This window comes from Streptomyces microflavus (genome assembly GCF_014650075.1).
GTDB lineage: Bacteria > Actinomycetota > Actinomycetes > Streptomycetales > Streptomycetaceae > Streptomyces > Streptomyces microflavus.
This window is the reverse complement of the sequence record NZ_BMUG01000004.1, coordinates 265,082-290,608: the sequence shown is the minus strand read 5'-3', so window position 1 is coordinate 290,608 and position 25,527 is coordinate 265,082. Positions and strand designations below refer to the sequence as shown.

General features: G+C 71.5%; 15 protein-coding genes. 10 read left to right on the top strand and 5 right to left on the bottom strand.

What is annotated here, in order from left to right; genetic code table 11:
* Window positions 1–70 precede the first annotated feature (70 nt).
* Both IE264_RS13615 and glgP read right to left on the bottom strand, forming a co-directional pair.
* Window positions 71–1,291, bottom strand: coding sequence for an alginate lyase family protein (locus IE264_RS13615; RefSeq protein ID WP_032758625.1), 1,221 nt, complete (start codon window positions 1,289–1,291; stop codon window positions 71–73).
* Window positions 1,292–1,521: 230 nt separating this feature from the next.
* Window positions 1,522–4,194 carry an alpha-glucan family phosphorylase gene (gene glgP / locus IE264_RS13610; RefSeq protein ID WP_032758624.1) on the bottom strand — a complete coding sequence of 891 codons (2,673 nt, stop codon included), beginning with the start codon at window positions 4,192–4,194 and terminating at the stop codon, window positions 1,522–1,524.
* A gap of 704 nt (window positions 4,195–4,898) precedes the next feature.
* Between glgP and IE264_RS13605 the strand changes: the two genes are divergently transcribed.
* The 4 genes from IE264_RS13605 to glgB all read left to right on the top strand — a co-directional run bounded on the left by IE264_RS13605 (window position 4,899) and on the right by glgB (window position 12,822).
* Window positions 4,899–6,965 (top strand): alpha-1,4-glucan--maltose-1-phosphate maltosyltransferase, encoded by a 2,067-nt coding sequence (locus IE264_RS13605; RefSeq protein ID WP_032758623.1) that lies wholly within the window; start codon window positions 4,899–4,901, stop codon window positions 6,963–6,965.
* Window positions 6,962–8,668 (top strand): maltose alpha-D-glucosyltransferase, encoded by a 1,707-nt coding sequence (gene treS / locus IE264_RS13600; RefSeq protein WP_015611444.1) that lies wholly within the window; start codon window positions 6,962–6,964, stop codon window positions 8,666–8,668. Before IE264_RS13605 ends, treS begins: the two co-directional genes overlap by 4 nt.
* Before the next feature lie 231 nt (window positions 8,669–8,899).
* Entirely contained in the window at window positions 8,900–10,321 is a 1,422-nt protein-coding gene (locus IE264_RS13595; RefSeq protein WP_032758622.1) for a maltokinase N-terminal cap-like domain-containing protein, read from the top strand.
* Window positions 10,322–10,386: 65 nt separating this feature from the next.
* A complete protein-coding gene (gene glgB / locus IE264_RS13590) occupies window positions 10,387–12,822 on the top strand; it encodes a 1,4-alpha-glucan branching enzyme (RefSeq protein ID WP_078657531.1) in 2,436 nt (811 codons plus the stop codon).
* A 76-nt stretch (window positions 12,823–12,898) separates the two neighbouring features.
* Here the strand turns inward: glgB and IE264_RS13585 are convergent, their stop codons facing one another.
* Both IE264_RS13585 and IE264_RS13580 read right to left on the bottom strand, forming a co-directional pair.
* Complete coding sequence (locus IE264_RS13585; protein WP_032758621.1) at window positions 12,899–14,203, bottom strand: LAVTG motif-containing sortase-dependent surface protein; 1,305 nt, start codon at window positions 14,201–14,203, stop codon at window positions 12,899–12,901.
* A gap of 194 nt (window positions 14,204–14,397) precedes the next feature.
* Window positions 14,398–15,783, bottom strand: a complete 1,386-nt coding sequence (locus IE264_RS13580) for a cation:dicarboxylate symporter family transporter (RefSeq protein WP_032758620.1) — start codon at window positions 15,781–15,783, stop codon at window positions 14,398–14,400.
* A gap of 159 nt (window positions 15,784–15,942) precedes the next feature.
* Between IE264_RS13580 and IE264_RS13575 the strand changes: the two genes are divergently transcribed.
* The 3 genes from IE264_RS13575 (at window position 15,943) to IE264_RS13565 (ending at window position 19,184) form a co-directional block, all read left to right on the top strand.
* Entirely contained in the window at window positions 15,943–17,625 is a 1,683-nt protein-coding gene (locus IE264_RS13575; protein ID WP_032758618.1) for a sensor histidine kinase, read from the top strand.
* Window positions 17,622–18,296, top strand: coding sequence for a response regulator (locus IE264_RS13570; RefSeq protein WP_032758617.1), 675 nt, complete (start codon window positions 17,622–17,624; stop codon window positions 18,294–18,296). Before IE264_RS13575 ends, IE264_RS13570 begins: the two co-directional genes overlap by 4 nt.
* Before the next feature lie 183 nt (window positions 18,297–18,479).
* Window positions 18,480–19,184, top strand: coding sequence for a helix-turn-helix domain-containing protein (locus IE264_RS13565; protein ID WP_015611437.1), 705 nt, complete (start codon window positions 18,480–18,482; stop codon window positions 19,182–19,184).
* A 28-nt stretch (window positions 19,185–19,212) separates the two neighbouring features.
* On the opposite strand, the gene IE264_RS13560 is transcribed toward IE264_RS13565, so the two are convergent.
* Window positions 19,213–20,238 (bottom strand): ATP-dependent 6-phosphofructokinase, encoded by a 1,026-nt coding sequence (locus IE264_RS13560; RefSeq protein ID WP_015611436.1) that lies wholly within the window; start codon window positions 20,236–20,238, stop codon window positions 19,213–19,215.
* A gap of 314 nt (window positions 20,239–20,552) precedes the next feature.
* Here IE264_RS13560 and pta point away from each other — a divergent pair, with 314 nt between their 5' ends.
* The 3 genes from pta to pyk all read left to right on the top strand — a co-directional run bounded on the left by pta (window position 20,553) and on the right by pyk (window position 25,427).
* Window positions 20,553–22,634, top strand: a complete 2,082-nt coding sequence (gene pta / locus IE264_RS13555; RefSeq protein WP_015611435.1) for a phosphate acetyltransferase — start codon at window positions 20,553–20,555, stop codon at window positions 22,632–22,634.
* Window positions 22,635–22,675: 41 nt separating this feature from the next.
* Window positions 22,676–23,896 (top strand): acetate kinase, encoded by a 1,221-nt coding sequence (locus IE264_RS13550; RefSeq protein ID WP_190167648.1) that lies wholly within the window; start codon window positions 22,676–22,678, stop codon window positions 23,894–23,896.
* A gap of 103 nt (window positions 23,897–23,999) precedes the next feature.
* Window positions 24,000–25,427: a pyruvate kinase gene (gene pyk, locus IE264_RS13545; RefSeq protein WP_015611433.1), complete on the top strand. Its 1,428-nt coding sequence runs from the start codon at window positions 24,000–24,002 to the stop codon at window positions 25,425–25,427.
* Window positions 25,428–25,527: the final 100 nt, after the last annotated feature.

The window sequence follows — 25,527 nt, the reverse complement described above, 5'->3', positions numbered from 1 at the left end:
CACGACCGAACGGCCCGGCAGGGGTTCTGCTCCCCTGCCGGGCCGTTCGTCGTGCACAACCACCGCTCGATCAGGCGGGGTTGTTCGCGTGGGTCAGGGTCTCCCAGGCCACGAACAGGTTGTTGGTACCGGCCGGGCGCTGCCGCTCGGTCAGCGTCTGCGTGTTGGTCATCGCGTAACCGAGCCGGTTGGACAGGGCGTTGAACCCGACCTCGGTGATGGGACCGAGGCTGTCCTTGAGCGAGCCGCCGCAGAGCGAGGACGGAACGGGCGTCCCCAGCTGGTGCTTGGCGTGCAGCCCCAGCGCGTGCCGCAGCCGGTCGGCGACCTCCGGGTAGAGGTCCTGGCCCTGGATCCGGCTGGTCTCCGCGATGTGCGCGATGGCCGAGATGCCGTAACCGGTGTGGGTCAGGTCGCGGCAGGTCTCCTGGGAGAGTCCGTCCATGAAGGTGGACTGCCCCTGCCAGTAGTTGATGACTTTCGCCCGCGTGTCGAGCCCGCTGCCGGGGGCGACCTTCGGCAGGGCGCCGTCGGCGGTCACATAGATGTACGCGGGGACCCGCCCGCGGAACTTGGAGACGGCCTTGTCATAGGCGGCCCGGTCCTCCAGGAAGACCGAGATCCCGATCGCCGCCTCGGTCATCGACAGCTCCCAGTTGCCGTTGGAGTGGGAGCCGTTGGTGACCTTCGGCAGGTAGACGTTGCGCAGCATGGTGGAGAATCGCCCCGAGTTCGGCCAGCTGCTGTACGTGTACTTGATGATCTCGGCGGCCCGCGGCCAGGACGAGCCGGCCCAGCCGGTCTGGAGCGGCGCGTTGCTGTTGGTGTGGTCCCGGATCACGGCCGACCAGGCGTCCATGATCTGGATCGCCTTCTGCGCGTACCGGCTGTCCTGGGTGATGTACCAGGCCAGCGAGAGCGTGTACGCGGCGATCGCGTCCTCGCGCTCGTCGGTGCAGCCGTTGTTGGGGTTGGAGTACGAGCCGCACTCGACGATCGCGCGGGGCTTGGCGGTCCGGGACAGGGAGGCGTACTTGCTCCCCATCATCTGGTCGTACGCCCCCTTCCAGGGCTGGGCGCCCGCCTGCACCCTGCCCCGGACGAAGTCCAGCTGGGGGCGGCTGACGAGGACGCCGGGGTGGGTGAAGACGGCCGGGGCGGCGGCCGCGGCGGGAGCGGGTGCGGCGGCCGGGGCCCGCTCCGCCAGGGCGGGGGCGGCGAGGGCCGTGGTGAGCAGCGCGGCCAGGCCGGCGGCGATGCCGAGTACGCGGGGGATGGTGCCGGTACGCATGTGGGGGTGCCTTCCGGTGCGGTGGTGGTTCAACGGCCCTGCCCGACAAGGGAGTTCATATACATGAACATGGGGCCGCATGGTGAACCCGGTGATGTGTGAGGAACGTAAAGCCATCCCATGGACACGTCAAGGCTCTGTGTTCACTGCACGAACACAGAGCCCTCCCGCGCACAGCGAAAGGGCCCGGCACCCGCGTATCGCGGCACCGGGCCCTCACCTGGACGTGCTCAGCGCATCAGTACGCCCGCACCCTCCCCGGTCGCCTCGTTCGGCACCGCGACCAGGCCCAGCTCGGCCCCGGAGGCGAGCAGTCCGTGCGAGGGCAGGACGCGCACGGTGTAGCCGTACGGTCCCGTCCGGTCCAGGGCGAGCGGGCCCTCGTACAGCCAGCGGTCCTCCAGGTCGTGGCCGCCCGCCGGTTTCAGCGGGAAGACCTGGGCGTCCGCGATGGCGTCGGCGGAGTCCACCCGCCCGGCGACGACCTGCACCTCGACATCGTCCGGGTCCAGGCCGCCGAGGGCGATCCGCACCCGGAGCGACAGGGTCGCCCCCAGCTCGGCCGAGCCGCCCGCCACGGTGTCGGTGACCGACTCCACATGGTCGACGGAGACTTCCGGCCACGCCGCCCGGACCCTCGCCTTCCACTGGGCGAGGTCCCGCGCCACCGCCGGGCCGAGCGCCCGCCGGGAGTGCGCGGCGGGGGCGTAGAGCCGCTCCACGTACTCACGCACCATCCGCCCCGCGAGCACCTTCGGCCCCAGGTTGACCAGGGTCGAGCGGACCATCTCGATCCACCGGTCCGGCAGCTCCGTGGCGCCCCGGTCGTAGAAGCGCGGGGCGACCCGGTCCTCGATCAGGGCGTACAGGGCGTTGGACTCCAGCTCGTCGCGCCGGTCCTCGTCGACCGCCGAGCCGTCGGCGGTGGGGATCTCCCAGCCGAAGTCCGGCTCGAACCACTCGTCCCACCAGCCGTCGCGCACGGAGAGGTTGAGGCAGCCGTTGAGCGCCGCCTTCATCCCGCTCGTGCCGCACGCCTCCAGCGGGCGCAGCGGGTTGTTGAGCCAGACGTCGCAGCCCGGGTAGAGCTTCTGCGCCATGCCCATGCCGTAGTCCGGCAGGAAGACGATGCGGTGGCGCACCCGCGGGTCGTCCGCGAACCGCACCAGCTCCTGGATCAGCCGCTTGCCGCCGTCGTCGGCGGGGTGGGCCTTGCCCGCGACCACGATCTGGATCGGGTGCGTCGGGTGCAGGAGGAGCTCCCGCAGCCGGTCGCGGTCGCGCAGCATCAGGGTGAGCCGCTTGTACGAGGGGACCCGGCGGGCGAAGCCGATGGTCAGGACGTCCGGGTCGAGGACGCCGTCGATCCAGCCGAGCTCGGCGGTGCCCGCGCCGCGCCGGCGCCAGGAGGCGTAGAGGCGGCGGCGGACCTCGGTGACCAGCTGGCCGCGCAGCTCCCGGCGCAGCTCCCAGATCTCCTGGTCGGCGATCCCGCTCACCGCGTCCCAGCGGCGCGGGGTGCCGGGCTGCTGCTCGGCGCTCTCGTCCGCCACAGGTGCGCCCGCCAGGACCTGGTGGGCGCGGCCGGTGCCGACCTGTCCGGCACCGAGGCGGAACACCTCGGGGGCGACCCAGGTCGGTGCGTGCACCCCGTTGGTGATGGAGGTGATCGGCACGTCGGCGGGGTCGAAGCCCGGCCACAGCCCGGAGAACATCTCCCGGCTGACGGCCCCGTGCAGGGTGGAGACGCCGTTGGCGCGCTGGGCGAGCCGCAGGCCCATCACCGCCATGTTGAACAGCTCGGGCTCGCCGCCGGGGTAGGTCTCCCGGCCCAGCGGCAGGATCTTCTCCACGGGTACGCCGCTCAGCTCGCCGTCGTCGCCGAAGTGGCGGGCGATCAGCTGCCGGTCGAAGCGGTCTATCCCGGCGGGCACCGGGGTGTGGGTGGTGAAGACGGTCCCGGCCCGGACCACTTCGAGGGCCGCTTCGAAGTCGAGCCCGTCGGCGGCCAGTTCCCGGATGCGCTCCAGGCCGAGGAAGCCGGCATGGCCCTCGTTGGTGTGGAACACCTCCGGCTCCGGGGTCCGGGTGAGCCGGCACCAGGTGCGCACCGCGCGCACCCCGCCGATGCCGAGCAGCATCTCCTGCAGGAGCCGGTGGTCGCTGCCGCCGCCGTAGAGCCGGTCGGTGACATCGCGCTCGCCCGGCGCGTTCTCCTCGACGTCGGAGTCGAGCAGGAGGAGCGGGACGCGGCCGACCCGGGCCAGCCAGATGCAGGCGTGCAGCGAGCGCCCGCCGGGCAGGGCGAGCACCACCCGGGCGGGGGTGCCGTCGGTCTCGCGGACCAGGTCGAGCGGGAGTTCGTTGGGGTCGAGGACGGGATAGTGCTCCTGCTGCCAGCCCTCGCGGGAGAGGCTCTGGCGGAAGTAGCCGTGCCGGTAGAGCAGGCCGACGCCGATGAGCGGGACGCCCAGGTCGCTGGCGGCCTTGAGGTGGTCGCCGGCCAGGATGCCGAGACCCCCGCTGTACTGGGGCAGCGCGGCGGTGACGCCGAACTCGGGTGAGAAGTAGGCGACGGCGGAGGGCAGTTCCGTGCCGGCCGCCTGCTGTTCCTGGTACCAGCGGGGGCCGTCCAGATACTCCTTCAGGTCGGCGGAGGCCTCGGCCAGGCGGCCCAGGTACTCCTCGTCCCGGCCCAGTTCGGCCAGGCGCCCGGCGGTGAGGGAGCCGAGCAGCCGTACGGGGTCGGCGTCCGCGGGCCGCCACCCCTCGGGGTCGGCGGACCGGAAGAGCTCGCGGGTCTCGGTGTGCCACGACCAGCGCAGGTTGCGCGCGAGGTCGTGGAGAGGTCGGAGGGGTTCGGGGAGGACAGGACGCACGGTGAATCGACGAATGGCCTTCACGTATTCCACCTTTACAGGGGACTTGCGCATCCGAGCGGACGCACCACGGTGTGCGTCCCTTCCGTCACCCTCGACGGTAGCGGCCGTCCGTGGCCCGGGACCACGGCGCGCGGACGGCTCACAGGATTCGGGAGCGGCCCGCGCACGCCTCCCCACAGGAGCACCACGCGCACCGCCCGCCCTCTCCCACCCCACGCTTCACCTGGGGGTTTGGCCGATTTCCTTCCCGTACGCAGCCTTGTGGACCTTCCTGTCACAGGGAAGGCTGCCGTGTGGCGCCGCATAGCGGGTATCCGGAACCTGTGAGGGCGCCGCGGGCTCCGTACGCCCACCGGGGCGCGCGCCGGGCGCCACCGGACCCCGACCCGGACCTGACCGGACCTGACCGACCGGCTACGACCGAGTAGTTAACACAGCGCCGGACTTCCCGTGAACGAACGTGGGGAAGGCTTTCCCGGTACGCAGCCCGACCCGGCCCGCACACCCTCCCGGTGCATCCGAAACATGCACGAAACCCCCGCGACCCACCCATTCGAGTGCCATTCGAGTGAACGCGGACAGGAGCGGCCATGCCCACAGCCCGTCAGCAGACAGCTGAGCAGCTACAAAGGACAGATCCCCATCTTCGCGGCACGCGCGGTCGGTCCTCCGCGTCCGTGCCGTCACCCGTGCACACCGAGCTCCTCCAGCCCCCAGGTGATTCCATGATCGGTCGTATTCCCGTCCTGGACGTCCGTCCTCTCGTCGACTGCGGCAGACGGCCGGCGAAGGCCGTTGCCGGTGAGACCTTCCAGGTCACCGCCACCGTCTTCCGCGAAGGCCATGACGCGGTGGCGGCCAATGTCGTCCTGCGCGATCCGAGCGGACGGGTGGGACCGTGGACCCCGATGCGCGAGCTGGCCCCCGGCACGGACCGGTGGGGTGCCGAGATCACCCCGCGGTCCGAGGGCCGCTGGACGTACACGGTGGAGGCGTGGAGCGATCCGCTCGCCACCTGGCGCCACCACGCGTCGGTCAAGATCCCGGCGGGCATCGACACCGATCTGGTGCTGGCCGAGGGCGCCGCGCTGCTGGAGCGGGCCGCCGCCGGCGTGCCGAAGAAGAACGGGCGTGAGGCGGTGCTCGCCGCGGTGGACGCGCTGCGCGACACCGCCCACCCGCCGGCCGCCCGGCTGGCCGCCGCCCTGACCCCGGCCGCCGAGTCGGTCCTCGCCCGGTACCCGCTGCGCGAACTGGTCACCCGGTCCAAGCCGCTGGCGGTGCGCGTGGAGCGCGAGCGGGCGCTGTACGGGTCGTGGTACGAGCTGTTCCCGCGCTCGGAGGGTGCGCGGCGGGAGCCGGTGGACGCCTCCGACACCCCGGACGACACCCCGGACGGCTCCCCGGCAGACACCCCGGCCGGCACCTCGCCGCACGCGGGGACGCGGCTGGTCAGCGGCACCTTCCGGACCGCGGCCGAGCGGCTGCCCGCGGTCTCCGCCATGGGGTTCGATGTCGTGTACCTGCCCCCGATCCACCCCATCGGGACCACCCACCGCAAGGGGCCGAACAACTCCCTGACGCCCGGTGAGGACGATCCGGGCGTGCCGTGGGCGATCGGTTCGCCGGACGGCGGGCACGACGCGGTCCACCCGGAGCTGGGGACGCTGGAGGACTTCGACCACTTCGTGGAGGTGGCCCGCAATCTGCGGATGGAGATCGCGCTGGACTTCGCGCTCCAGTGCTCCCCGGACCACCCCTGGGTCAAGGACCACCCGGACTGGTTCCACCACCGCGCCGACGGCTCGATCGCGTACGCCGAGAACCCGCCGAAGAAGTACCAGGACATCTACCCGATCGCCTTCGACAAGGACATGCGCGGCCTGGTGGCGGAGACCGTACGCATCCTGCGCTTCTGGATGGACCACGGGGTGCGTATCTTCCGGGTCGACAACCCGCACACCAAGCCGGTGGTCTTCTGGGAGAAGGTCATCGCCGACATCAACGGCACCGACCCCGACGTCATCTTCCTGGCGGAGGCGTTCACCCGCCCGGCGATGATGCACACCCTGGGCGCGGTCGGGTTCCAGCAGTCGTACACGTACTTCACCTGGCGGAACACCAAGCAGGAGCTGACCGAGTACGTCACGGAGCTGTCCGGCGATGCCGCCTCCTACATGCGGCCCAACTTCTTCGTGAACACCCCGGACATCCTCCCCGGCTACCTCCAGCACGGCGGCCGCCCGGCCTTCGAGGCCCGCGCCGTGCTCGCCGCCACCCTCTCCCCGTCCTGGGGCGTCTACGCGGGATTCGAGCTGTGCGAGAACACCCCGGCCAAGCCGGGGAGCGAGGAGTACCTGCACTCGGAGAAGTACGAACTGCGCCCGAGGGACTGGGAGTCGGCGGAGCGAGAGGGCCGCACGCTGACCCCCCTGATCACCTCGCTGAACCGGATCCGACGACGTAACCCCGCGCTCCAGCAGCTGCGTGACGTCCACTTCCACCACGCCGACAACGAGTCGCTGATCGTCTACAGCAAGCGTTCCGGCCAGAACACCGTTCTGGTGGTCGTGAACCTCGACCCTCACCACACCCAGGAGGCCACGGTCTCGTTGGACATGGAGCGGCTCGGCCTCCAGGGGCACGAGCGCGTACCGGTGCGCGACGAGCTCACCGGCGATACCTATCACTGGGGCAGGGCCTTCTATGTGCGCCTCGAGCCGGGCATCACGCCCGCGCACATCGCCGTCCTGCGACCGTCCCCGCCGACCGGAGGGTCACCCACACCATGATCGTCAATGAGCCTGTCCACGACACGTTCGAGGACACACCCGCCAAGGACCGCGATCCCGACTGGTTCAAGCGCGCCGTCTTCTACGAGGTGCTCGTCAGGTCCTTCCAGGACTCCAACGGCGACGGAATCGGCGACCTCAAGGGCATCACCGCCAAGCTGGACTATCTCCAGTGGCTCGGTGTCGACTGCCTCTGGCTGCCGCCGTTCTTCAAGTCCCCGCTGCGCGACGGCGGTTACGACGTCTCCGACTACACCGCCGTGCTGCCGGAGTTCGGCGATCTCGCGGACTTCGTGGAGTTCGTGGACGCCTCGCACCAGCGGGGCATGCGCGTCATCATCGACTTCGTCATGAACCACACGAGCGATCAGCACGAGTGGTTCCAGCAGTCCCGCACCGACCCGGACGGGCCGTACGGCGACTACTACGTCTGGGCCGACGACGACAAGCAGTTCCAGGACGCCCGGATCATCTTCGTCGACACCGAGACGTCCAACTGGACCTTCGACCCGGTGCGCAAGCAGTACTACTGGCACCGCTTCTTCTCGCACCAGCCGGACCTCAACTACGAGAACCCGGCCGTGCAGGAAGAGATCATGGCCGCCCTGCGCTTCTGGCTGGACCTGGGCATCGACGGCTTCCGGGTCGACGCGGTGCCCTACCTCTACCAGCGCGAGGGCACCAACTGCGAGAACCTCCCCGAGACCCACCACTTCCTCAAGCGGGTCCGCAAGGAGATCGACGCCAACTACCCCGACACCGTGCTCCTCGCCGAGGCCAACCAGTGGCCGGAGGACGTCGTCGACTACTTCGGCGACTACGAGGCGGGCGGGGACGAGTGCCACATGGCGTTCCACTTCCCCGTGATGCCGCGCATCTTCATGGCGGTACGCCGCGAGAGCCGCTACCCGGTCTCGGAAATCCTGGCGAAGACCCCGGCGATCCCGAAGAACTGCCAGTGGGGCATCTTCCTGCGCAACCACGACGAGCTGACCCTCGAAATGGTCACGGACGAAGAGCGCGACTACATGTACGCGGAGTACGCCAAGGACCCGCGGATGCGCGCCAACATCGGCATCCGCCGCCGCCTGGCCCCGCTGCTGGACAACGACCGCAACCAGATCGAGCTGTTCACCGCGCTGCTGCTGTCGCTGCCCGGCTCCCCGATCCTCTACTACGGGGACGAGATCGGGATGGGCGACAACATCTGGCTGGGCGACCGGGACGCGGTCCGCACCCCGATGCAGTGGACGCCCGACCGCAACGCCGGCTTCTCCTCCAGCGATCCGGGGCGGCTCTACCTCCCCACGATCATGGACCCGGTATACGGCTACCAGGTCACCAATGTCGAGGCGTCGATGGCCTCGCCGTCCTCGCTGCTGCACTGGACGCGGCGGATGATCGAGATCCGCAAGCAGAACCCGGCCTTCGGGCTCGGCGAGTACACCGAGCTGCCGTCGTCCAACCCGGCGGTGCTGGCGTTCACCCGCGAGTACAAGGACGACCTCGTCCTGTGCGTGCACAACTTCTCGCGGTTCGCGCAGCCCACGGAACTCGACCTGCGATCGTTCAACGGACGTCATCCGGTGGAATTGATCGGCGGGGTACGCTTCCCGGCCATCGGTCAGTGGCCCTACCTGCTGACCCTTGCGGGACACGGCTTCTACTGGTTCCGGCTGCGCAAGGACGCGCCGCCGGCCTGATCCGGCGCCATCCCGTGCGGGGCGGTTTCCGCCGCCCCGCACGGGGCACTCTGAGCGAAACGAAAGGCCTGGGGCCTTCACGGTTCCGTCGCCTTCGGCCTTCACGGTTCCGCCGTTCGAGTCCGTACGGACCTTCCTCACCCGACACGTCCCGCACAGCCGGACAGCCATTGCCGCAATCCGGGACACTCTTCGCATCCTGTGGTGTGCCCGGGGAAAGGACGCGATGCCATGTCGGAGGCTGCATCCACTCACGTCGCCCTGGCGAAGAGCACGAGGAACAGCGCAACCCCAAGCAGTACGGTGGACGGTGCCCTGCTGCCGTCCCTCGCCCCGCTGCTCCATGAATGGCTGCCCCGGCAGCGGTGGTTCGCCGGCAAGGGGCGGCCCGTCACCGGGTTCTCCCTGGTGTCGGCCACCGAGATGCTGCCGCTGGACGGCACCGCGGGGCCGGGCCTGCTCCATCTGCTGGTCCGGGCCCAGCAGCCGTCACCGTCGGCCCGCGCGGCGGACGACTGCTACCAGATCCTGATCGGCGTACGGACCTCCCTGCCGGCCACGCTCGCCGGAGCGCTGATCGGCCGGGTGGAGCGCGGCCCGCTGGCCGGGCGGACCGTCTACGACGCGCTGCACGACCCCCGTCTGGCCGATCTGCTGCTGGAACGATTCCGCCGCCCGGGCACCCTCGGCTCCCTGCGTTTCGAGCGGACCGCCACGATCCCGGCCGGGCTGCCGCCCCGGGTGCTGGACGCCGAACAGTCCAACTCCTCGCTCGTCTACGGCGATGCGTACATCCTCAAGATCTTCCGCCGGGTCTTCCCGGGCACCAACCCTGATCTGGAGCTGCCGCTCGCCCTGGCCCGCGAGGGGTGCGACCGGGTGCCCGCCCCGGTCGCCTGGTTCGAGGCCCCCGGCCCCGAACCGCTCACCCTCGGGGTGCTCCAGCCGTTCCTGCACGGCGCCCGGGACGGCTGGCAGCTCGCCCTCACCGCGCTCACGGCGGGCCGCGACTTCGTCCCCGAGGCGCGGGCGCTGGGCCGGGCCACCGCCGAGGTGCACACCGCGCTCGCCGCGGCCCTGCCCACCCCGGCGCTGCACGGGACCCAGACCCGGCAGCTGATCGGCCGGATGACCCAGCGTCTGGAGGCCGCCGCCCAGGCGGTGCCCGCCCTCACCCCGTACGTGCCCGCGTTGCGCACCGCGTTCGACGCCGTCACGGCGCTCGGCCACCGGGGCGGCGGCTGGGCACAGCAGCGGGTGCACGGCGATCTCCACCTGGGCCAGGCGCTCCGCTCCCCCGACGGCTTCTGGTCGCTGATCGACTTCGAGGGCGAACCGGCCCGCCCGCTGGACGAGCGCCGCCGCCCGGCACCCCCGGTGCGCGATGTGGCGGGCATGCTGCGCTCCTTCGACTACGCGGCCCGCTCGCACCGCCCGTGGAACCCCGAGTGGGCGGCCCGCTGCCGTGCCGCCTACTGCGAGGGGTACGCGCTCGCCTCGGGCACCGATCCGCGCGGCGAGCCGGAGCTGCTGCGCGCCCACGAGACCGACAAGGCGGTGTACGAGGTGGTGTACGAGGCCCGGCACCGCCCCGACTGGCTGCCGGTCCCGATGGCCGCCATCCAGCGACTGGCCCAGTCCGCCGCGGCCTGAGCCTCCCCCGTACCTCCCGTCCACCCCCGCGCTTCTCCCCTTCACCCTCCGAGGAGGCAGTCCCTGTGACCGCCCGCAAGCCGTCCCGCAAGGGATCCCGCAAGACCGCAGCCGCCGAAGCCAACGCCAAAGCCCCTGCCGAGGCCGTGAGCGTGGAGGCCGCGCAGGCGCCCGCGCCCACGCCTGTTGCCGCACCCGCCGCCTCCGTTCCGGTGTCCGCCACGACCACCGCCGAGGCGGCACCCGCGCCCGCCAAGCGCGCCCGGACCAAGCGCGCCGACGCCGTCCCGCCGCGTCCCCGGCAGGGCGGCGACGGCGGGGGTGCCCGCCCGTCACCGGCCCTGGACGGCGCGGACCGCGGCCGGCTGCTGGCCGGTGACCACCACGCGCCGCACAGCGTGCTCGGCGCGCACCTGATCCCGGGCGGTGTGCTGGTCCGGGCGCTGCGCCCGTTCGCCCGCGCGGTCACGGTGCTGGCCGAGGGGGTGCGGGCCGAACTGCACGACGACGGCGACGGGTTCTTCTCCGGGGTGCTGCCGGTGAAGGAGGTCCCCGCCTACCGGTTCCAGGTCGCGTACGACGACAACACCATCGAGGTGGACGACCCGTACCGCTTCTGGCCCGCGCTCGGTGAGCTCGACCTGCATCTGATCGGGGAGGGCCGCCACGAGGAGCTGTGGCGGGCGCTGGGCTCGGAGCCGATGGTCCACCAGGGCGTGGCCGGGACCCGGTTCACGGTGTGGGCGCCGAACGCGCGCGGGGTGCGGGTGGCCGGTGACTTCAACTACTGGGACGGCACGGGCTTCCCGATGCGTTCGCTCGGCTCGACCGGGGTGTGGGAGCTGTTCCTGCCCGGCGTCGGCGAGGGCGCGCTCTACAAGTACGACATCTGCCGCCCGGACGGTTCGCACACGGTACGGGCCGACCCGATGGCCCGGCACACCGAGGTCCCGCCCGCGACCGCCTCGGTGGTCACCGCCCCCCACCACGAGTGGCGGGACGCGGACTGGATGGCGCACCGGGGCGACCGGCCGGTGCACGAGGCGCCGTTCTCGGTGTACGAGGTCCATCTCGCCTCCTGGCGACCTGGGCTGACGTACCGTCAACTTGCCGATCAGCTCCCCTCGTACGTCAAGGACCTGGGCTTCACGCACGTCGAGCTGATGCCGGTCTCCGAGCACCCCTTCGGCGGCTCCTGGGGTTATCAGGTCACCGGGTTCTACGCCCCGACCTCGCGGATGGGCTCCCCGGACGACTTCCGGTTCCTGGTGGACGCCCTGCACCGGGCGGGCATCGGCGTGATCATGGACTGGGTCCCGGCCCACTTCCCGCGCGACGACTGGGCGCTCGCGGAGTTCGACGGGCGGTCGCTTTACGAGCACTCCGACCCGCAGCGCGCGGCGCACCCGGACTGGGGGACGCTGGAGTTCGACTACGGCCGCACGGAGGTCCGTAACTTCCTGGTCGCCAACGCCACGTACTGGTGCGAGGAGTTCCACATCGACGGGCTGCGGGTCGACGCCGTCGCCTCGATGCTCTACCTCGACTACTCCCGCGAGGACGGCCAGTGGTCGCCCAACGAGCAGGGCGGGCGGGAGAACTGGGACGCGGTCGGCTTCCTCCAGGAGATGAACGCGACCGTCTACCGGCGCAACCCCGGGGTCGTCACCATCGCCGAGGAGTCCACCGCCTGGGACGGCGTGACCCGGCCCACCGACAGCGGCGGCCTGGGCTTCGGGCTGAAGTGGAACATGGGCTGGATGCACGACTCGCTGCTGTACGTGGCGAAGGAGCCGGTGCACCGCAAGTACCACCACAACGAGATGACGTTCTCGATGGTGTACGCGTACAGCGAGAACTACGTGCTGCCGATCTCGCACGACGAGGTGGTGCACGGCAAGCAGGCGCTGGTGGCGAAGATGCCCGGCGACTGGTGGCAGCAGCGCGCCAACCACCGCGCCTACCTGGGCTTCATGTGGGCCCACCCCGGCAAGCAACTCCTCTTCATGGGACAGGAGTTCGCCCAGGGTGCGGAGTGGTCGGAGGGGCACGGCCCGGACTGGTGGCTGCTGGACCCGTCGTACGAGGCGTCCGGCGACCACCGCGGGGTGCGGGACCTGGTGGGCGACCTGAACGCGGTGTACGGGGCGGTGCCCGCGCTGTGGCAGCGCGACACCGTGCCGGAGGGGTTCAGCTGGGTGGACGGCGGGGCGGCCGAGGACAACGTGTTCGCGTTCCTGCGGTACGACGCGGACGGCTCGCCGCTGCTCGCGGTCTCGCACTTCTCCCCGGTGGTCCGCCACGACTACCGGCTCGGGGTGCCGGAGACCGGGACCGAGGGCTGGGTGGAGGTCCTGAACACGGACGCGGCCCGGTACGGCGGCAGCGACGTACGCAACGAGGAGCCGCTGAAGGCGGAGGCGGTGCCCGCGCACGGCCGGCCGGCCAGCATCTCGCTGACGCTGCCGCCGCTGGCGACGGTGTGGTTCCGGCCGGCGTAACGGCCCGGCCCGCGCGGAAGGGGCCCGCCCTGTGTCATGGCCGACACGGGGCGGGCCCCTTCTCCCTGCGGTGGGGTCAGCCGTTGCGGGCCGCCGTACGCCGGCGCATCGCGTAGAACAGGCCGCCGCCCGCGAGCAGTGCGGCGCCGGCCGCGCCCGCCACCGGCAGGGTGGAGTCCGAGCCGGTCGCCGCCAGGTCGCCGGCCGTCTGCGGGGTGGCGCCGCCGGTCGTGGAGCCGCCGCCCGAGGTGGCGGAACCCGAGCCGCCGGTGGTGTTCGTGGAGCCGCCCCCGGTGGAGCCGGAGGAGCCGGAGGTGGAGCCGCCCGTTGAGCCCGTACCGCCGTCGGAGCCGCCGTTGGCCGAACCGCCGGACGTCGTGCCGCCGGTGGAGCCCGCCTTGCCGGTCTCGACCACGATCTCGGCGGTGTCGTTGGCCGGGTTCCTGTCGAAGGGGCGGGACTGCCCGCCGAAGGAGACCTTGCCCGTGGTGCGGCCGACGGCCTTGTCGATACGGAGCACGAAGGGGTAGGTCTCGCCGCCCTCCTCGTCGACCCACGACTGCGAGGTCCCGCAGCGGTAGTGCGTCTTGGTGACCTTCGAGCAGTAGCCGTTGGCCTTGGTGACCGTCGTACCGGCCGGGATGCGTACGTCCACGCTCGCGGCGCCCGTGCCCAGCTCGCGGTAGACCCAGGCGGGGCCCTTGTTGGTGAACTTGACCTGGGCGGTGACCTTGTCGCCCACCTTCCCCTTCAGCTCCGCGCCGGTCAGCGCGTAGTCGGCGGTGTTGACCGCGGTGACATCCGTCCAGGAGCCGGACTCGGCGTGGGCGGCCCGGTCGGCTTCGGTGGCCTCGCCCCGCTCGACCAGCGTCAGCGGTGCGCCGGTGCCGGGCACCGGGTCGGTCTCGCCGCCGTCGTCGGGACCGGGCGGGGACGCCCACAGCCCCAGACCGGCGGTGTCGTACAGCGCGTTCGCCCCCGCCTTGAGCCCGATGGGCTTCTCCGTCCTGTACAGCACGCCGGGCTTCAGCGGCTGGTCGACGGTGCAGACGGCCCGGTGCCGCTCCGGCATCTCGTCGTAGGAACCGATCGTGGAGTAGAGGCAGTTGGAGTAGGTCTCAGCGGTGGCCAGACCGGAGGAGAAGCTGTAGGTCACATAGGCCTTGGGCAGCTCCTCCGTCCCCTTGTTCAGCAGGCTCACCGGCAGTCCGAAGCCGCTGCCCGGCGCGATCCCGGTGACCGGCGTGAGGCCGCGGACCCCCAGATCGGGTTCGGTCTCGTCCGCCTGGGCCGGTGCGGACCCCAGCGCGATCAGGGCGACGGCCGCCAGCACTGCGGTTCCGCTCAGCAGCGTACGGCGGCCGGATACGGCGTTCCCCATGAAAATCCCTCGGTCGGATGCAGGTCGACTGCCCACGGGGGCAGTGCAGTTGTTCATCCGGAAGACATGCACCGGCAGTGAATGGTTGTACGGGCCCCGCATTGCGCGCCACGTCGGGACAGAGCAAGGACACCCGTACCGGGGGATACGGGTGTCCTTGGGTGGGGGGTGTCACAGTGGCTGGAAAGGGCTGGTCAGACCTTGGCGGGGACCTCGGCGGTCTCGCGCTGCTCGGGGACGTCACCGGAGCCGCCGGAGTCGTTGGAGCCGTCGGAGGGGGCGGCGTGGTCGTCCACCAACGTCCGCTCGTCGAACGGGATCTTTCCGGCGAGGACCTGGCCGACGCGCTCCTTGTCGATCTCCTTGGTCCAGTGGCCGACCAGGACCGTGGCGACCGCGTTGCCGGCGAAGTTGGTCAGCGCGCGGGCCTCGCTCATGAAGCGGTCGATGCCGACGATCAGGCCGACGCCGTCGACGAGTTCGGGGCGGTGCGACTGGAGCCCGCCCGCGAGGGTCGCCAGACCCGCGCCGGTCACGCCCGCCGCGCCCTTCGAGGCGATGATCATGAAGACGAGGAGCGAGATCTGCTCGCTCGCGCTCAGCGGGTCGCCCATCGCGTTGGCGATGAAGAGCGAGGACATCGTGAGGTAGATCGCGGTGCCGTCGAGGTTGAAGGAGTAGCCGGTCGGCACGGTGATGCCGACGACGGGCTTGCTGACACCCAGGTGCTCCATCTTCGCGATGAGCCGCGGCAGGGCGGACTCGGAGGAGGAGGTGGACAGGATGAGCAGGAACTCGCGGCCCAGGTACTTCAGCAGCGAGAGCAGGTTCACCCCGGCGACCAGGCGCAGGATCGCGCCGAGCACCACGAAGACGAAGAGCCCGCAGGTGACGTAGAAGCCGATCATGATGATCGCCAGGGACTTCAGGGCGTCGAGACCGGTCTCGCCGACCACCGCCGCGATCGCGCCGAACGCGCCGACCGGGGCGGCCCACATGATCATGGCGAGGATGCGGAAGACGAGGCGCTGGATGTGGGTGATGCCGCGGATGATCGGCTCGCCCGCCGAGCCCATCGCCTGGAGCGCGAACCCCGCGAGCAGGGCGACCAGGAGGGTCTGGAGCACCTCGCCCGCCGTGAAGGCGGAGACGATGGTGGTCGGGATGATGCCGAGCAGGAAGTCCACGGTGGACTCGCTGGCGCCGGACGCCTGCTTCTCACCGGCGGCGCGGGCCGCCTCCGTGATGTGGAGGGTGGAGCCGGGCTCCAGGAAGTTGCCGACCAGCAGGCCGATGGCGAGGGCGACGGTCGACATGACGAGGAAGTAGCCCAGCGCCAGGCCGCCGACCGCGCCGACCTTGGCCGCCTTGCGCACCGAGCCGACGCCCAGCACGATCGTGCAGAAGATGATCGGCGAGATCATCATCTTGATCAGGTTCACGAAGCCGGCGCCGATGGGCTTGAGCTCGACGGCCACCCCGGGGGCGACGAAGCCCACCAGGATGCCGAGCGCCACGGCGGCGATCACGGCGATGTACAGGTAGTGGGTACGGTCCCGCTGTTTGGCTGCCACGGCCATCGTGGGGCTCCTCGGCTCGGTCAGGGGTTTCGCCCCCGTCCCTGGGGGCTCCGGTGACTATCCACCGCCCTGTGACCCCGGTCACCCTTGCGTTCATATCGTTCACAGGCGCTTTCGAGCCACTGGGAGAGCGCGGTCCGACGAGGCAGACTGTGAGGCATGCGCCTCCCCCGTACCCGACCCCGCAGCCTGGCCGGGCAGCTCTTCGCCATGCAGGTCGTGCTGATCGCCGCGGTGGTGGCCGGATGCGCGGTCTTCGCGTACGTCTCCGGCTCGGCGCAGGCGGAGCAGACGGCGACCCGGCAGGTGCGGGCGGCGGCGGTGGCGGTGGCCGATTCCCCTTCCGTACGGGAGGCGATCCTTACCCCGGACCCCTCCGCCGTACTCCAGCCGTACGCGGAGCAGGTGCGCCGGGACACCGGGATCGCCTTCGTCACGATCATGGACACCGAGCGGGTGCGCTGGACCCACCCCGACGCGTCGCTGATCGGTGAGACCTTCCTCGGCCACACCGAGGAGGCGCTGCGCGGGGAGACCTTCACCGAGACGTACACCGGCACGCTGGGGCCCTCGATACGGGTGGTGACCCCGGTCCGCGACGGCAAGGAGATCATCGGCCTGGTCAGCGCGGGCATCACGGTGGACCGGGTCTCCTCGCAGGTACGGGAGCAGCTCGGCGCCCTGGCGCTGGCGGCGGGCGGGGCGCTGGCGCTGGGCGGGATCGGCACGTACGTGATCAACGCCCGGCTGCGGCGCCACACCCACGGGATGAACGCGGCCGAGCTGAGCCGGCTGCACGACTACCACCAGGCCACCCTGCACGCGGTGCGCGAGGGGCTGCTGATGCTGGACGGGCAGCGCCGGATCGCTCTGATCAACGACGCGGGGCGGGAGCTGCTGGGGATCACCCCGGAGACGGAGGCCCTCGGCCGGACCGTGGACGAGCTGGCCCTGCCCGCCCCGCTGACCGGGGCGCTGCTGGCATCCGAGGCGCGGGTGGACGAACTGCACCTCACGGCGGACCGGGTGGTCGTCGTCAACACCCGTCCCGTGGTGGGCGGTGAGCGGCGCGGCACGGTGGTGACCCTGCGGGACCACACCGAGCTCCAGGCGCTCTCCGGTGAGCTGGACTCCGAGCGCGGTTTCACGCAGGCGTTGCGCTCCCAGGCCCACGAGGCGGCGAACCGGCTGCACACGGTGGTCTCGCTGATCGAGCTGGGCCGGGTGGAGGAGGCGGTGGACTTCGCGACGGCGGAGCTGGAGCTGGCCCAGGTGCTGACCGACCGGGTGGTGGGCGCGGTCGAGGAGCCGGTGCTGGCCGCGCTGCTGCTGGGCAAGGCGGCCCAGGCGAACGAGCGCGGGGTGGAGCTGGAGCTGGCGGAGGACAGCCTGATCGACGACGGGGCGCTGCCCTCCTCGCTGGCCCAGCGGGATCTGGTGACGATCCTCGGCAATCTGATCGACAACGCGGTGGACGCGGCCTCGGAGGGTGACGGCCTCGGTTCGGCGGGGGCCGTGCCCGCGCAGCGTACGGGCGGGACCGGCGCCGGGCGGGCCCGGGTCACCGTGACCGCGCTCGCCGATGACCGGGAGCTGCTGCTGCGGGTCTCGGACACCGGGGCGGGCATCGGTCCCGAGGAGGAGGACGAGGTGTTCCGGCGCGGCTGGTCGACGCACGGGGCCGGGCGCGGGCTCGGCCTCGCGCTGGTGCGGCAGGCCGCGCACCGCAACGGGGGGAGCGTGGAGCTGGACCGGGCGCCGGAGGGCGGGGCGCGGTTCACCGTACGGCTGCCGCTCGGGGACCGTACGACAGCCGCTCACAAGAAGCAGGTGACGGCGTGATCCGGGTCCTGGTGGTGGAGGACGATCCGGTGGCCGCCGACGCGCACCAGATGTACGTGGAGCGGGTCGCCGGTTTCACGGTGGCCGCGGTGGCCCACACCCGGGCGGAGGCCGTGCGGGTGCTGGAGCGGACCCCGGTGGACCTGCTCCTGCTGGATCTGTACCTCCCCGACGGGCACGGGCTCGGGCTGCTGCGGTCGCTGCGGGCCGCCGGGCACGGGGCCGACGTGATCGCGGTGACCTCGGCGCGGGACCTTGCCGTGGTGCGGGAGGGGGTGTCGCTGGGGGTCGTGCAGTACGTGCTGAAGCCGTTCACGTACCCCACGCTGCGGGACCGGCTGGTGCGGTACGCGGAGTTCCGGGGCGCCGCAGGTGAGGCCAGCGGGCAGGAGGAGGTGGACCGGGCGCTGGGCGCGCTGCGGGTCGCCCACCCGGCCGCTCTGCCGAAGGGGCTCAGCGGGCCGACCCTGGAGGCGGTGACCCGGGTCCTGCGGGAGTCGGCCGAGGGGGTGACCGCGGCGGCCGCCGGGGAGCGGCTCGGGATCTCCCGGATCACCGCGCGCCGCTATCTGGAACACCTGGTGACCGTGGGGAGCGCGGCGAGGCGTCCACATTATGGGCAGGTCGGCCGACCGGAGCTCCACTACCGCTGGCTGTCCGGCGGCCGCTGAACACCGGCTACCGGGGCATACGGCAAGCGCTTTCCGCAAGGGCGCACGGAGGTGGTGGGGCGGTGGTACCGGCGGTAAGGAAAGCGCTGGTGGGGCGCTTGATTGCGTACCGCCCGCCCGGTTCGCGCTAGGAGGTTCCTACGAAGCGTGTTCTGTACAGAACAGACCGTAGCCAGGACGGAAATGGACTTCTACGGTGGGGCCGTGCACCCCACCCCGCCCTTCAACGCCCCCGCCGCGCGCCGACTCCGTGAGGCTCTGGGGATGGCGCCCGGCCATGTCGCCTACGGCCTCGCCGCCCAGTACGGGCTCCGGATCCCCGCCGAGACCGTCGTCGCCTGGGAACGCGGCCTCGCGACCCCCGGCGAACGCGAACTGACCGCCCTGGCCGGCGTCCTGTGGTGCGCCCCCGGCGAGCTGCTGGCCGCCGCCGCCACCCTGCGGGAGCACCGGATGAGCCGGGAGCTCTCCGTGGACGACCTGGCGCGGCAGCTCGGGATGACAGGGGCCTCGTACCTGCGGATGGAGGAGACGGGGCGCTGGAAGGGCAACGAGCGGCAGTCCTCCGCGCTCTGCCGGGCGCTCGGCCTCTCGCCCGCGCAGTTCCTCACCGCGACGGGCCGCGACGAGGAGCTGGCCGAGCTGCTGACCAGCGCGGTCACCACGCGCTGGCAGGCGTACGTCCGCCCGGTGGCCAAGATCGTCCCGCTGGACCGGGCGCAGATCCAGGACGTCCTGGAAGAGCTGCACGCCGACTACCAGGCCCTGATGGTCTCGACCCTGAGCTGGAGCAGCACGGGCCAGGAACGGTCCGCGACGACGGGCGACGCGGGACGGGCGTTCCTGGCCCGGGTAGTGGACCAGTTCTGGCGGACGGCCGGGGTGTGAACCCCGCCGGCGTGAACCCCGCGGACGGCTAGAAGACCGACTCCGCCTCGTACATCCGCTCCGCCGGGACCGTCTTGAGCCGCGTGACCGCGTCGGCGAGCGGCACCATGGCGATGTCGTTGCCGCGCAGGGCCGTCATCCGGCCGAAGTCGCCGCGGTGCACGGCCTCCACCGCGTTCCAGCCGAAGCGGGTGGCGAGGACCCGGTCGTACGCGGTGGGCGTGCCGCCGCGCTGGACATGGCCGAGAATGACCGGCCGGGCCTCCTTGCCGAGCCGGGCCTCCAGCTCGACGGCGAGGCGGTTGCCGATGCCCTGGAAGCGCTCGTGGCCGAACTGGTCGATGGCGCCCTTGGCGTACGGCATGGAGCCCTCGGCCGGGTGCGCGCCCTCGGCGACACAGATGACCGCGAACTTCTTGCCGCGGGCGAAGCGCTCCTCGACCATCTTGACCAGGTCGTCGACCTGGAAGGGGCGCTCGGGCAGGCAGATGCCGTGGGCGCCGCCGGCCATCCCCGACTCCAGCGCGATCCAGCCCGCGTGGCGGCCCATGACCTCGACGACCATCACCCGCTGGTGGGACTCGGCGGTCGTCTTGAGACGGTCTATGGCTTCGGTGGCGACACCCACCGCCGTGTCGAAGCCGAAGGTCCGGTCGGTGGCGGAGATGTCGTTGTCGATGGTCTTCGGGACGCCGACGACCGGCATGCCCGCGTCGGAGAGCATCCGGGCCGCGGTGAGCGTGCCCTCGCCGCCGATCGGGATGAGCGCGTCGAGGTCGTAACGGCGGGCCAGTTCCTCGCAGTTCTCGGCGGCCTCGCGCAGCCGGTCGCGCTCCAGGCGGGCCGAGCCGAGGATGGTGCCGCCGCGGGCGAGGATGCCGCTGACCGCGTTGAGGTCGAGGGGGCGGAAGTGGCCGTCGAGCAGCCCCTTGAAGCCGTCCTCGAAGCCGATGACCTCGTCGCCGTGGCCTACGACGGCCCGGTGGACGACCGACCGGATCACTGCGTTCAGGCCGGGGCAGTCGCCGCCCGCGGTGAGAATTCCGATGCGCATCGAGGTGTGTCTCCTGCTCGCTAGTCGCGCTTTTCCGGGGGCCGACCGAGGCGGCCCCCGTGCCCTGAACCAGGTCGATTGTCCCACGCCTGGCAGGCCCGCCGCGCTTTCGGCCGGGCGGGCCGCAGAAGCGGGTAGGAGGGATCCGGGGGCAGGATCCTCCGGCGGGCGACATAGCCGCCCGCGCAGGTATCGTCAAGAGGCAATGCAGGCCAATGCCGCACCCCTCGGAGCGCCGGGGACAGCGCGGGGAGAACCCCCACGTCCTGGACGGACCGCGGGTCGCGGCACCGCACAACGACGGGAGAGCACGCGTGGCGCGCAGCGTGTACGTGACCGGGATCGACCGGGGGGACGGCCGGCAGGTCGTCGAGCTGGGAGTCATGGAGCTACTGACGCGTCAGGTGGACCGGGTCGGGGTCTTCCGCCCGCTGGTCCACGACGGGCCCGACCGGCTCTACGAGCTGCTGCGGGCCCGCTACCGGCTCTCCCAGAGCCCCGCGTCCGTCTACGGCCTGGACTACCACGAGGCCTCCACCGTGCAGGCGGAGCGCGGGACCGACGAGCTGGTCTCCCTGCTCGTCGAGCGCTTCCACCAGGTGGCCCGGGAGTACGAGGTGGTCCTCGTGCTCGGCAGCGACTTCGCCGCCACGCAGCTCCCCGACGAGCTGGCGCTCAACGCCCGCCTCGCCAACGAGTTCGGCGCCTCGGTGATCGCGGTGGTCGGCGGCAAGGGGCAGACCGCGGAGTCCGTCCGCGCCGAGACCCGTAACGCCTACCGCGCCTACGCCGGACTCGGCTGCGACGTGCTGGCGATGGTGGTGAACCGGGTCGCGCCCGAGGACCGCGCGGTGATAGCGGAGCGGCTGGCGGCCCGGCTGCCGGTGCCCGTCTCCGTACTGCCGGACGACCCGGCGCTCTCCGCCCCGACGGTCGCCCAGATCACCGCCGCCCTGGACGGCACGGTGCTGCTCGGCGACGACGCGGGGCTGGCCCGGGACGCGCTGGACTTCGTCTTCGGCGGAGCGATGCTGCCGAACCTGCTGAACGCGCTGACGCCCGGCTGCATGGTCGTGACGCCCGGGGACCGGGCCGACCTGGTGGTGGGTTCGCTGGCCGCGCACAGCGCCGGCACCCCGCCCATCGCGGGCATCCTGCTGACCCTGAACGAGCGTCCCGGCGAGGAGATACTCACGCTGGCCGCCCGGCTCGCACCGGGGACCCCGGTCGTCTCGGTGGCCGGTGGCTCCTTCCCCACGGCGGCCGAACTCTTCACCCTCGAAGGCAAGTTGAACGCGGCGACGCCCCGCAAGGCGGAGACCGCACTCGGCCTCTTCGAGCGACATGTCGACACCGGCGCCCTCCTGGAGCGGATCTCGGTGGCCCGCAGCGGCCGGGTCACGCCGATGATGTTCGAGCACGAGCTGCTGGAGCAGGCCCGCTCCGACCGCAAGCGCGTGGTCCTGCCCGAGGGCGGCGAGGAGCGGGTGCTGCGCGCGACGGACGTCCTGCTGCGCCGGGACGTCTGCGACCTCACCCTCCTCGGCGACGTGGACACGATCCGCAAGAAGGCCGCCGACCTCGGCATCGACCTCGCCGAGACCCAGATCATCGACCCGCAGACCTCGGAGCTGCGCCAGGCCTTCGCCGAGCGGTACGCGCAGCTGCGCGCGCACCGCGGGGTGACGGTGGAGCTGGCGTACGACGTGGTGGCGGACGTGAACTACTTCGGCACGCTGATGGTGCAGGAGGGGCTGGCCGACGGGATGGTGTCGGGCTCGGTGCACTCCACCGCCGCGACGATCCGCCCGGCCTTCGAGATCATCAAGACCAAGCCGGACGCCTCGATCGTCTCCTCCGTCTTCTTCATGTGCCTGGCCGACAAGGTCCTCGTCTACGGCGACTGCGCGGTCAACCCGGACCCGAACGCGGAGCAGCTCGCGGACATCGCGGTGCAGTCCGCGGTGACCGCCGCCCGGTTCGGGGTGGAGCCGAGGATCGCGATGCTGTCGTACTCCACCGGGACCTCCGGCTCCGGCGCGGACGTCGACAAGGTGCGCGAGGCGACCGAGCGGGTGCGGGCGGAGCGGCCGGAGCTGCGGGTGGAGGGGCCGATCCAGTACGACGCGGCGGTCGAGCCGTCCGTGGCGGCGACGAAGATGCCGGGGTCGGAGGTGGCCGGGCAGGCCACCGTACTGATCTTCCCGGACCTCAACACCGGCAACAACACCTACAAGGCCGTGCAGCGCTCGGCGGGCGCGGTGGCGGTCGGCCCGGTGCTCCAGGGGCTCCGCAAGCCCGTCAACGACCTCTCCCGGGGTGCGCTCGTCCAGGACATCGTCAACACGGTGGCCATCACGGCGATCCAGGCGCAGGGCGAGGAGCGCCCCGCATGACGACTCCTTCTGTTTCCGACCACGAAAGCACGGCAGCCCCTGTGGAACCGCACCGCGTCCTCGTCCTCAACTCCGGCTCCTCCTCGGTGAAGTACCAGCTGCTCGACATGCGCGACCGCTCGCGGCTCGCCTCCGGCCTGGTCGAGCGGATCGGCGAGGAGACCTCGCGGCTGGTGCACACCCCGCTGACCGGCGGCGGCGCGGAGCCCCGTGAGCGTACGGGCCGGATCCCGGACCACGAGGCGGCGCTGAAGGCGGCGGCCGAGGAGCTGACTGCGGACGGGCTCGGCCTCGACTCCCCCGAACTCGCCGCGATCGGGCACCGGGTGGTGCACGGCGGGCTGAAGTTCAGCGCGCCGACCGTGATCACCGACGAGGTGCTCAAGGAGATCGAGCGCCTCGTCCCGGTCGCCCCGCTGCACAACCCGGCCAACATCACCGGCATCCGTACGGCGCAGGCGCTGCGCCCGGACCTGCCGCAGGTCGCGGTCTTCGACACGGCGTTCCACACGACGATGCCGGAGTCGGCGGCCCGGTACGCGATCGACGTGGAGACCGCCGACGCGCACCGCATCCGCCGCTACGGCTTCCACGGCACCTCGCACGCGTACGTCTCCCGGAAGACGGCCGAGCTGCTGGGCAAGGCTCCCGAGGACGTGAACGTCATCGTGCTGCACCTGGGCAACGGGGCATCCGCCTCGGCGGTCGCGGGCGGGCGGTGCGTGGAGACCTCGATGGGGCTGACCCCCTTGGAGGGGCTCGTGATGGGTACGCGCTCCGGGGACATCGATCCGGCGGTCGTCTTCCACCTGAAGCGGGTGGCGGGCATGTCGACGGACGAGATCGACGTCCTGCTGAACAAGCGGAGCGGGCTGGTCGGGCTCTGCGGTGACAACGACATGCGGGAGATCCGCCGCCGGATCGAGGAGGGCGACGAGCAGGCCGCGCTCGCCTTCGACATCTACATCCACCGGCTGAAGAAGTACATCGGCGCGTACGCGGCGGTGCTCGGCCGGGTGGACGCGGTGGCGTTCACGGCGGGGGTCGGGGAGAACTCGGCTCCGGTGCGGGAGGCTGCCATCGCGGGTCTGGAGGAGTTCGGCCTCGCGGTGGACGCGGACCTCAACGCCGTACGGTCCGGTGAGCCGCGGCTGATCTCGCCGGAGTACGCGCGGGTCGCGGTCGCCGTGGTGCCGACCGACGAGGAGCTGGAGATCGCCGACCAGACCTTCGCGCTCGTCGAGGAGCCCGCTTCGTCCTGATCCGGGGCCTCGGACAGGTCGACAACTGAGCACCCCCGCGCCCCTTTGTATCTTCCACCAGACGGAATATTCCGCAGCGAAACAAACCGATAGGATCCGCCTCATGCGCCGTTCCAAAATCGTCTGCACCCTCGGTCCCGCCGTCGACTCCCATGAGCAGCTCGTCGCTCTGATCGAGGCCGGCATGAGCGTGGCCCGTTTCAACTTCAGTCACGGCACCCACGAGGAACACCAGGGCCGGTACGACCGTGTCCGCAAGGCGGCCGCCGAGACCGGCCGCGCGGTGGGCGTCCTCGCCGACCTCCAGGGCCCGAAGATCCGCCTGGCCAAGTTCGCCGAGGGCCCGGTCGAGCTGGTCCGCGGGGACGAGTTCACCATCACGTCCGAGGACGTCCCCGGCGACAAGTCGATCTGCGGCACGACCTACAAGGGTCTGCCCGGCGACGTCACCAAGGGCGACCCGATCCTGATCAACGACGGCAACGTCGAGCTGAAGGTCATCGAGGTCGTCGGCCCCCGGGTCAAGACCATCGTCATCGAGGGCGGTGTCATCTCCGACCACAAGGGCATCAACCTGCCCGGCGCGGCGGTGAACGTCCCGGCCCTCTCCGAGAAGGACATCGAGGACCTGCGCTTCGCCCTGCGGATGGGCTGCGACCTGGTCGCCCTCTCCTTCGTCCGGGACGCCGACGACGTCAAGGACGTGCACAAGGTGATGGACGAGGAGGGCCGCCGGGTCCCCGTCATCGCCAAGGTGGAGAAGCCCCAGGCGGTCGAGCACATGGAGGGCGTCGTCATGGCGTTCGACGGTGTGATGGTGGCCCGTGGCGACCTGGCGGTGGAGTACCCGCTGGAGAAGGTCCCGATGGTGCAGAAGCGCCTCATCGAGCTGTGCCGCCGCAACGCCAAGCCGGTGATCGTGGCGACCCAGATGATGGAGTCGATGATCACCAACTCGCGGCCGACCCGCGCCGAGGCGTCCGACGTCGCGAACGCGATCCTGGACGGCGCGGACGCGGTCATGCTGTCCGCCGAGTCGTCGGTGGGCGCGTACCCGATCGAGACGGTCAAGACGATGTCGAAGATCGTCTGCGCCGCCGAGGAGGAACTGCTCTCCAAGGGCCTCCAGCCGCTGGTGCCCGGCAAGAAGCCCCGCACCCAGGGCGGTTCGGTGGCCCGTGCGGCCTGCGAGATCGCGGACTTCCTGGACGGCAAGGCCCTGGTCGCCTTCACCCAGTCCGGCGACACCGCCCGCCGCCTCTCCCGCTACCGCGTGGCCCAGCCGATCCTGGCCTTCACCACGGACGAGTCCACCCGCAACCAGCTCGCGCTGAGCTGGGGCGTCGAGTCGCACGTCGTCCCGCACGCGGACAACACCGACGCGATGGTCGACCTGGTCGACGCGGAGCTGCTGAAGCTGAACCGCTACAACACCGGCGACACGATGATCATCACCGCCGGTTCGCCCCCCGGCATCCCCGGCACCACCAACATGGTCCGGGTCCACCACCTGGGCGGCGAGCAGGGCTAGTCCCGCAGCTGAACGACGCCGAGGGGCGGTGCTCCGGAGAGATCCGGAGCACCGCCCCTCGCGGTCGGTCGGAGTGGGCCGGGCAGGCCGACGGCCGGAC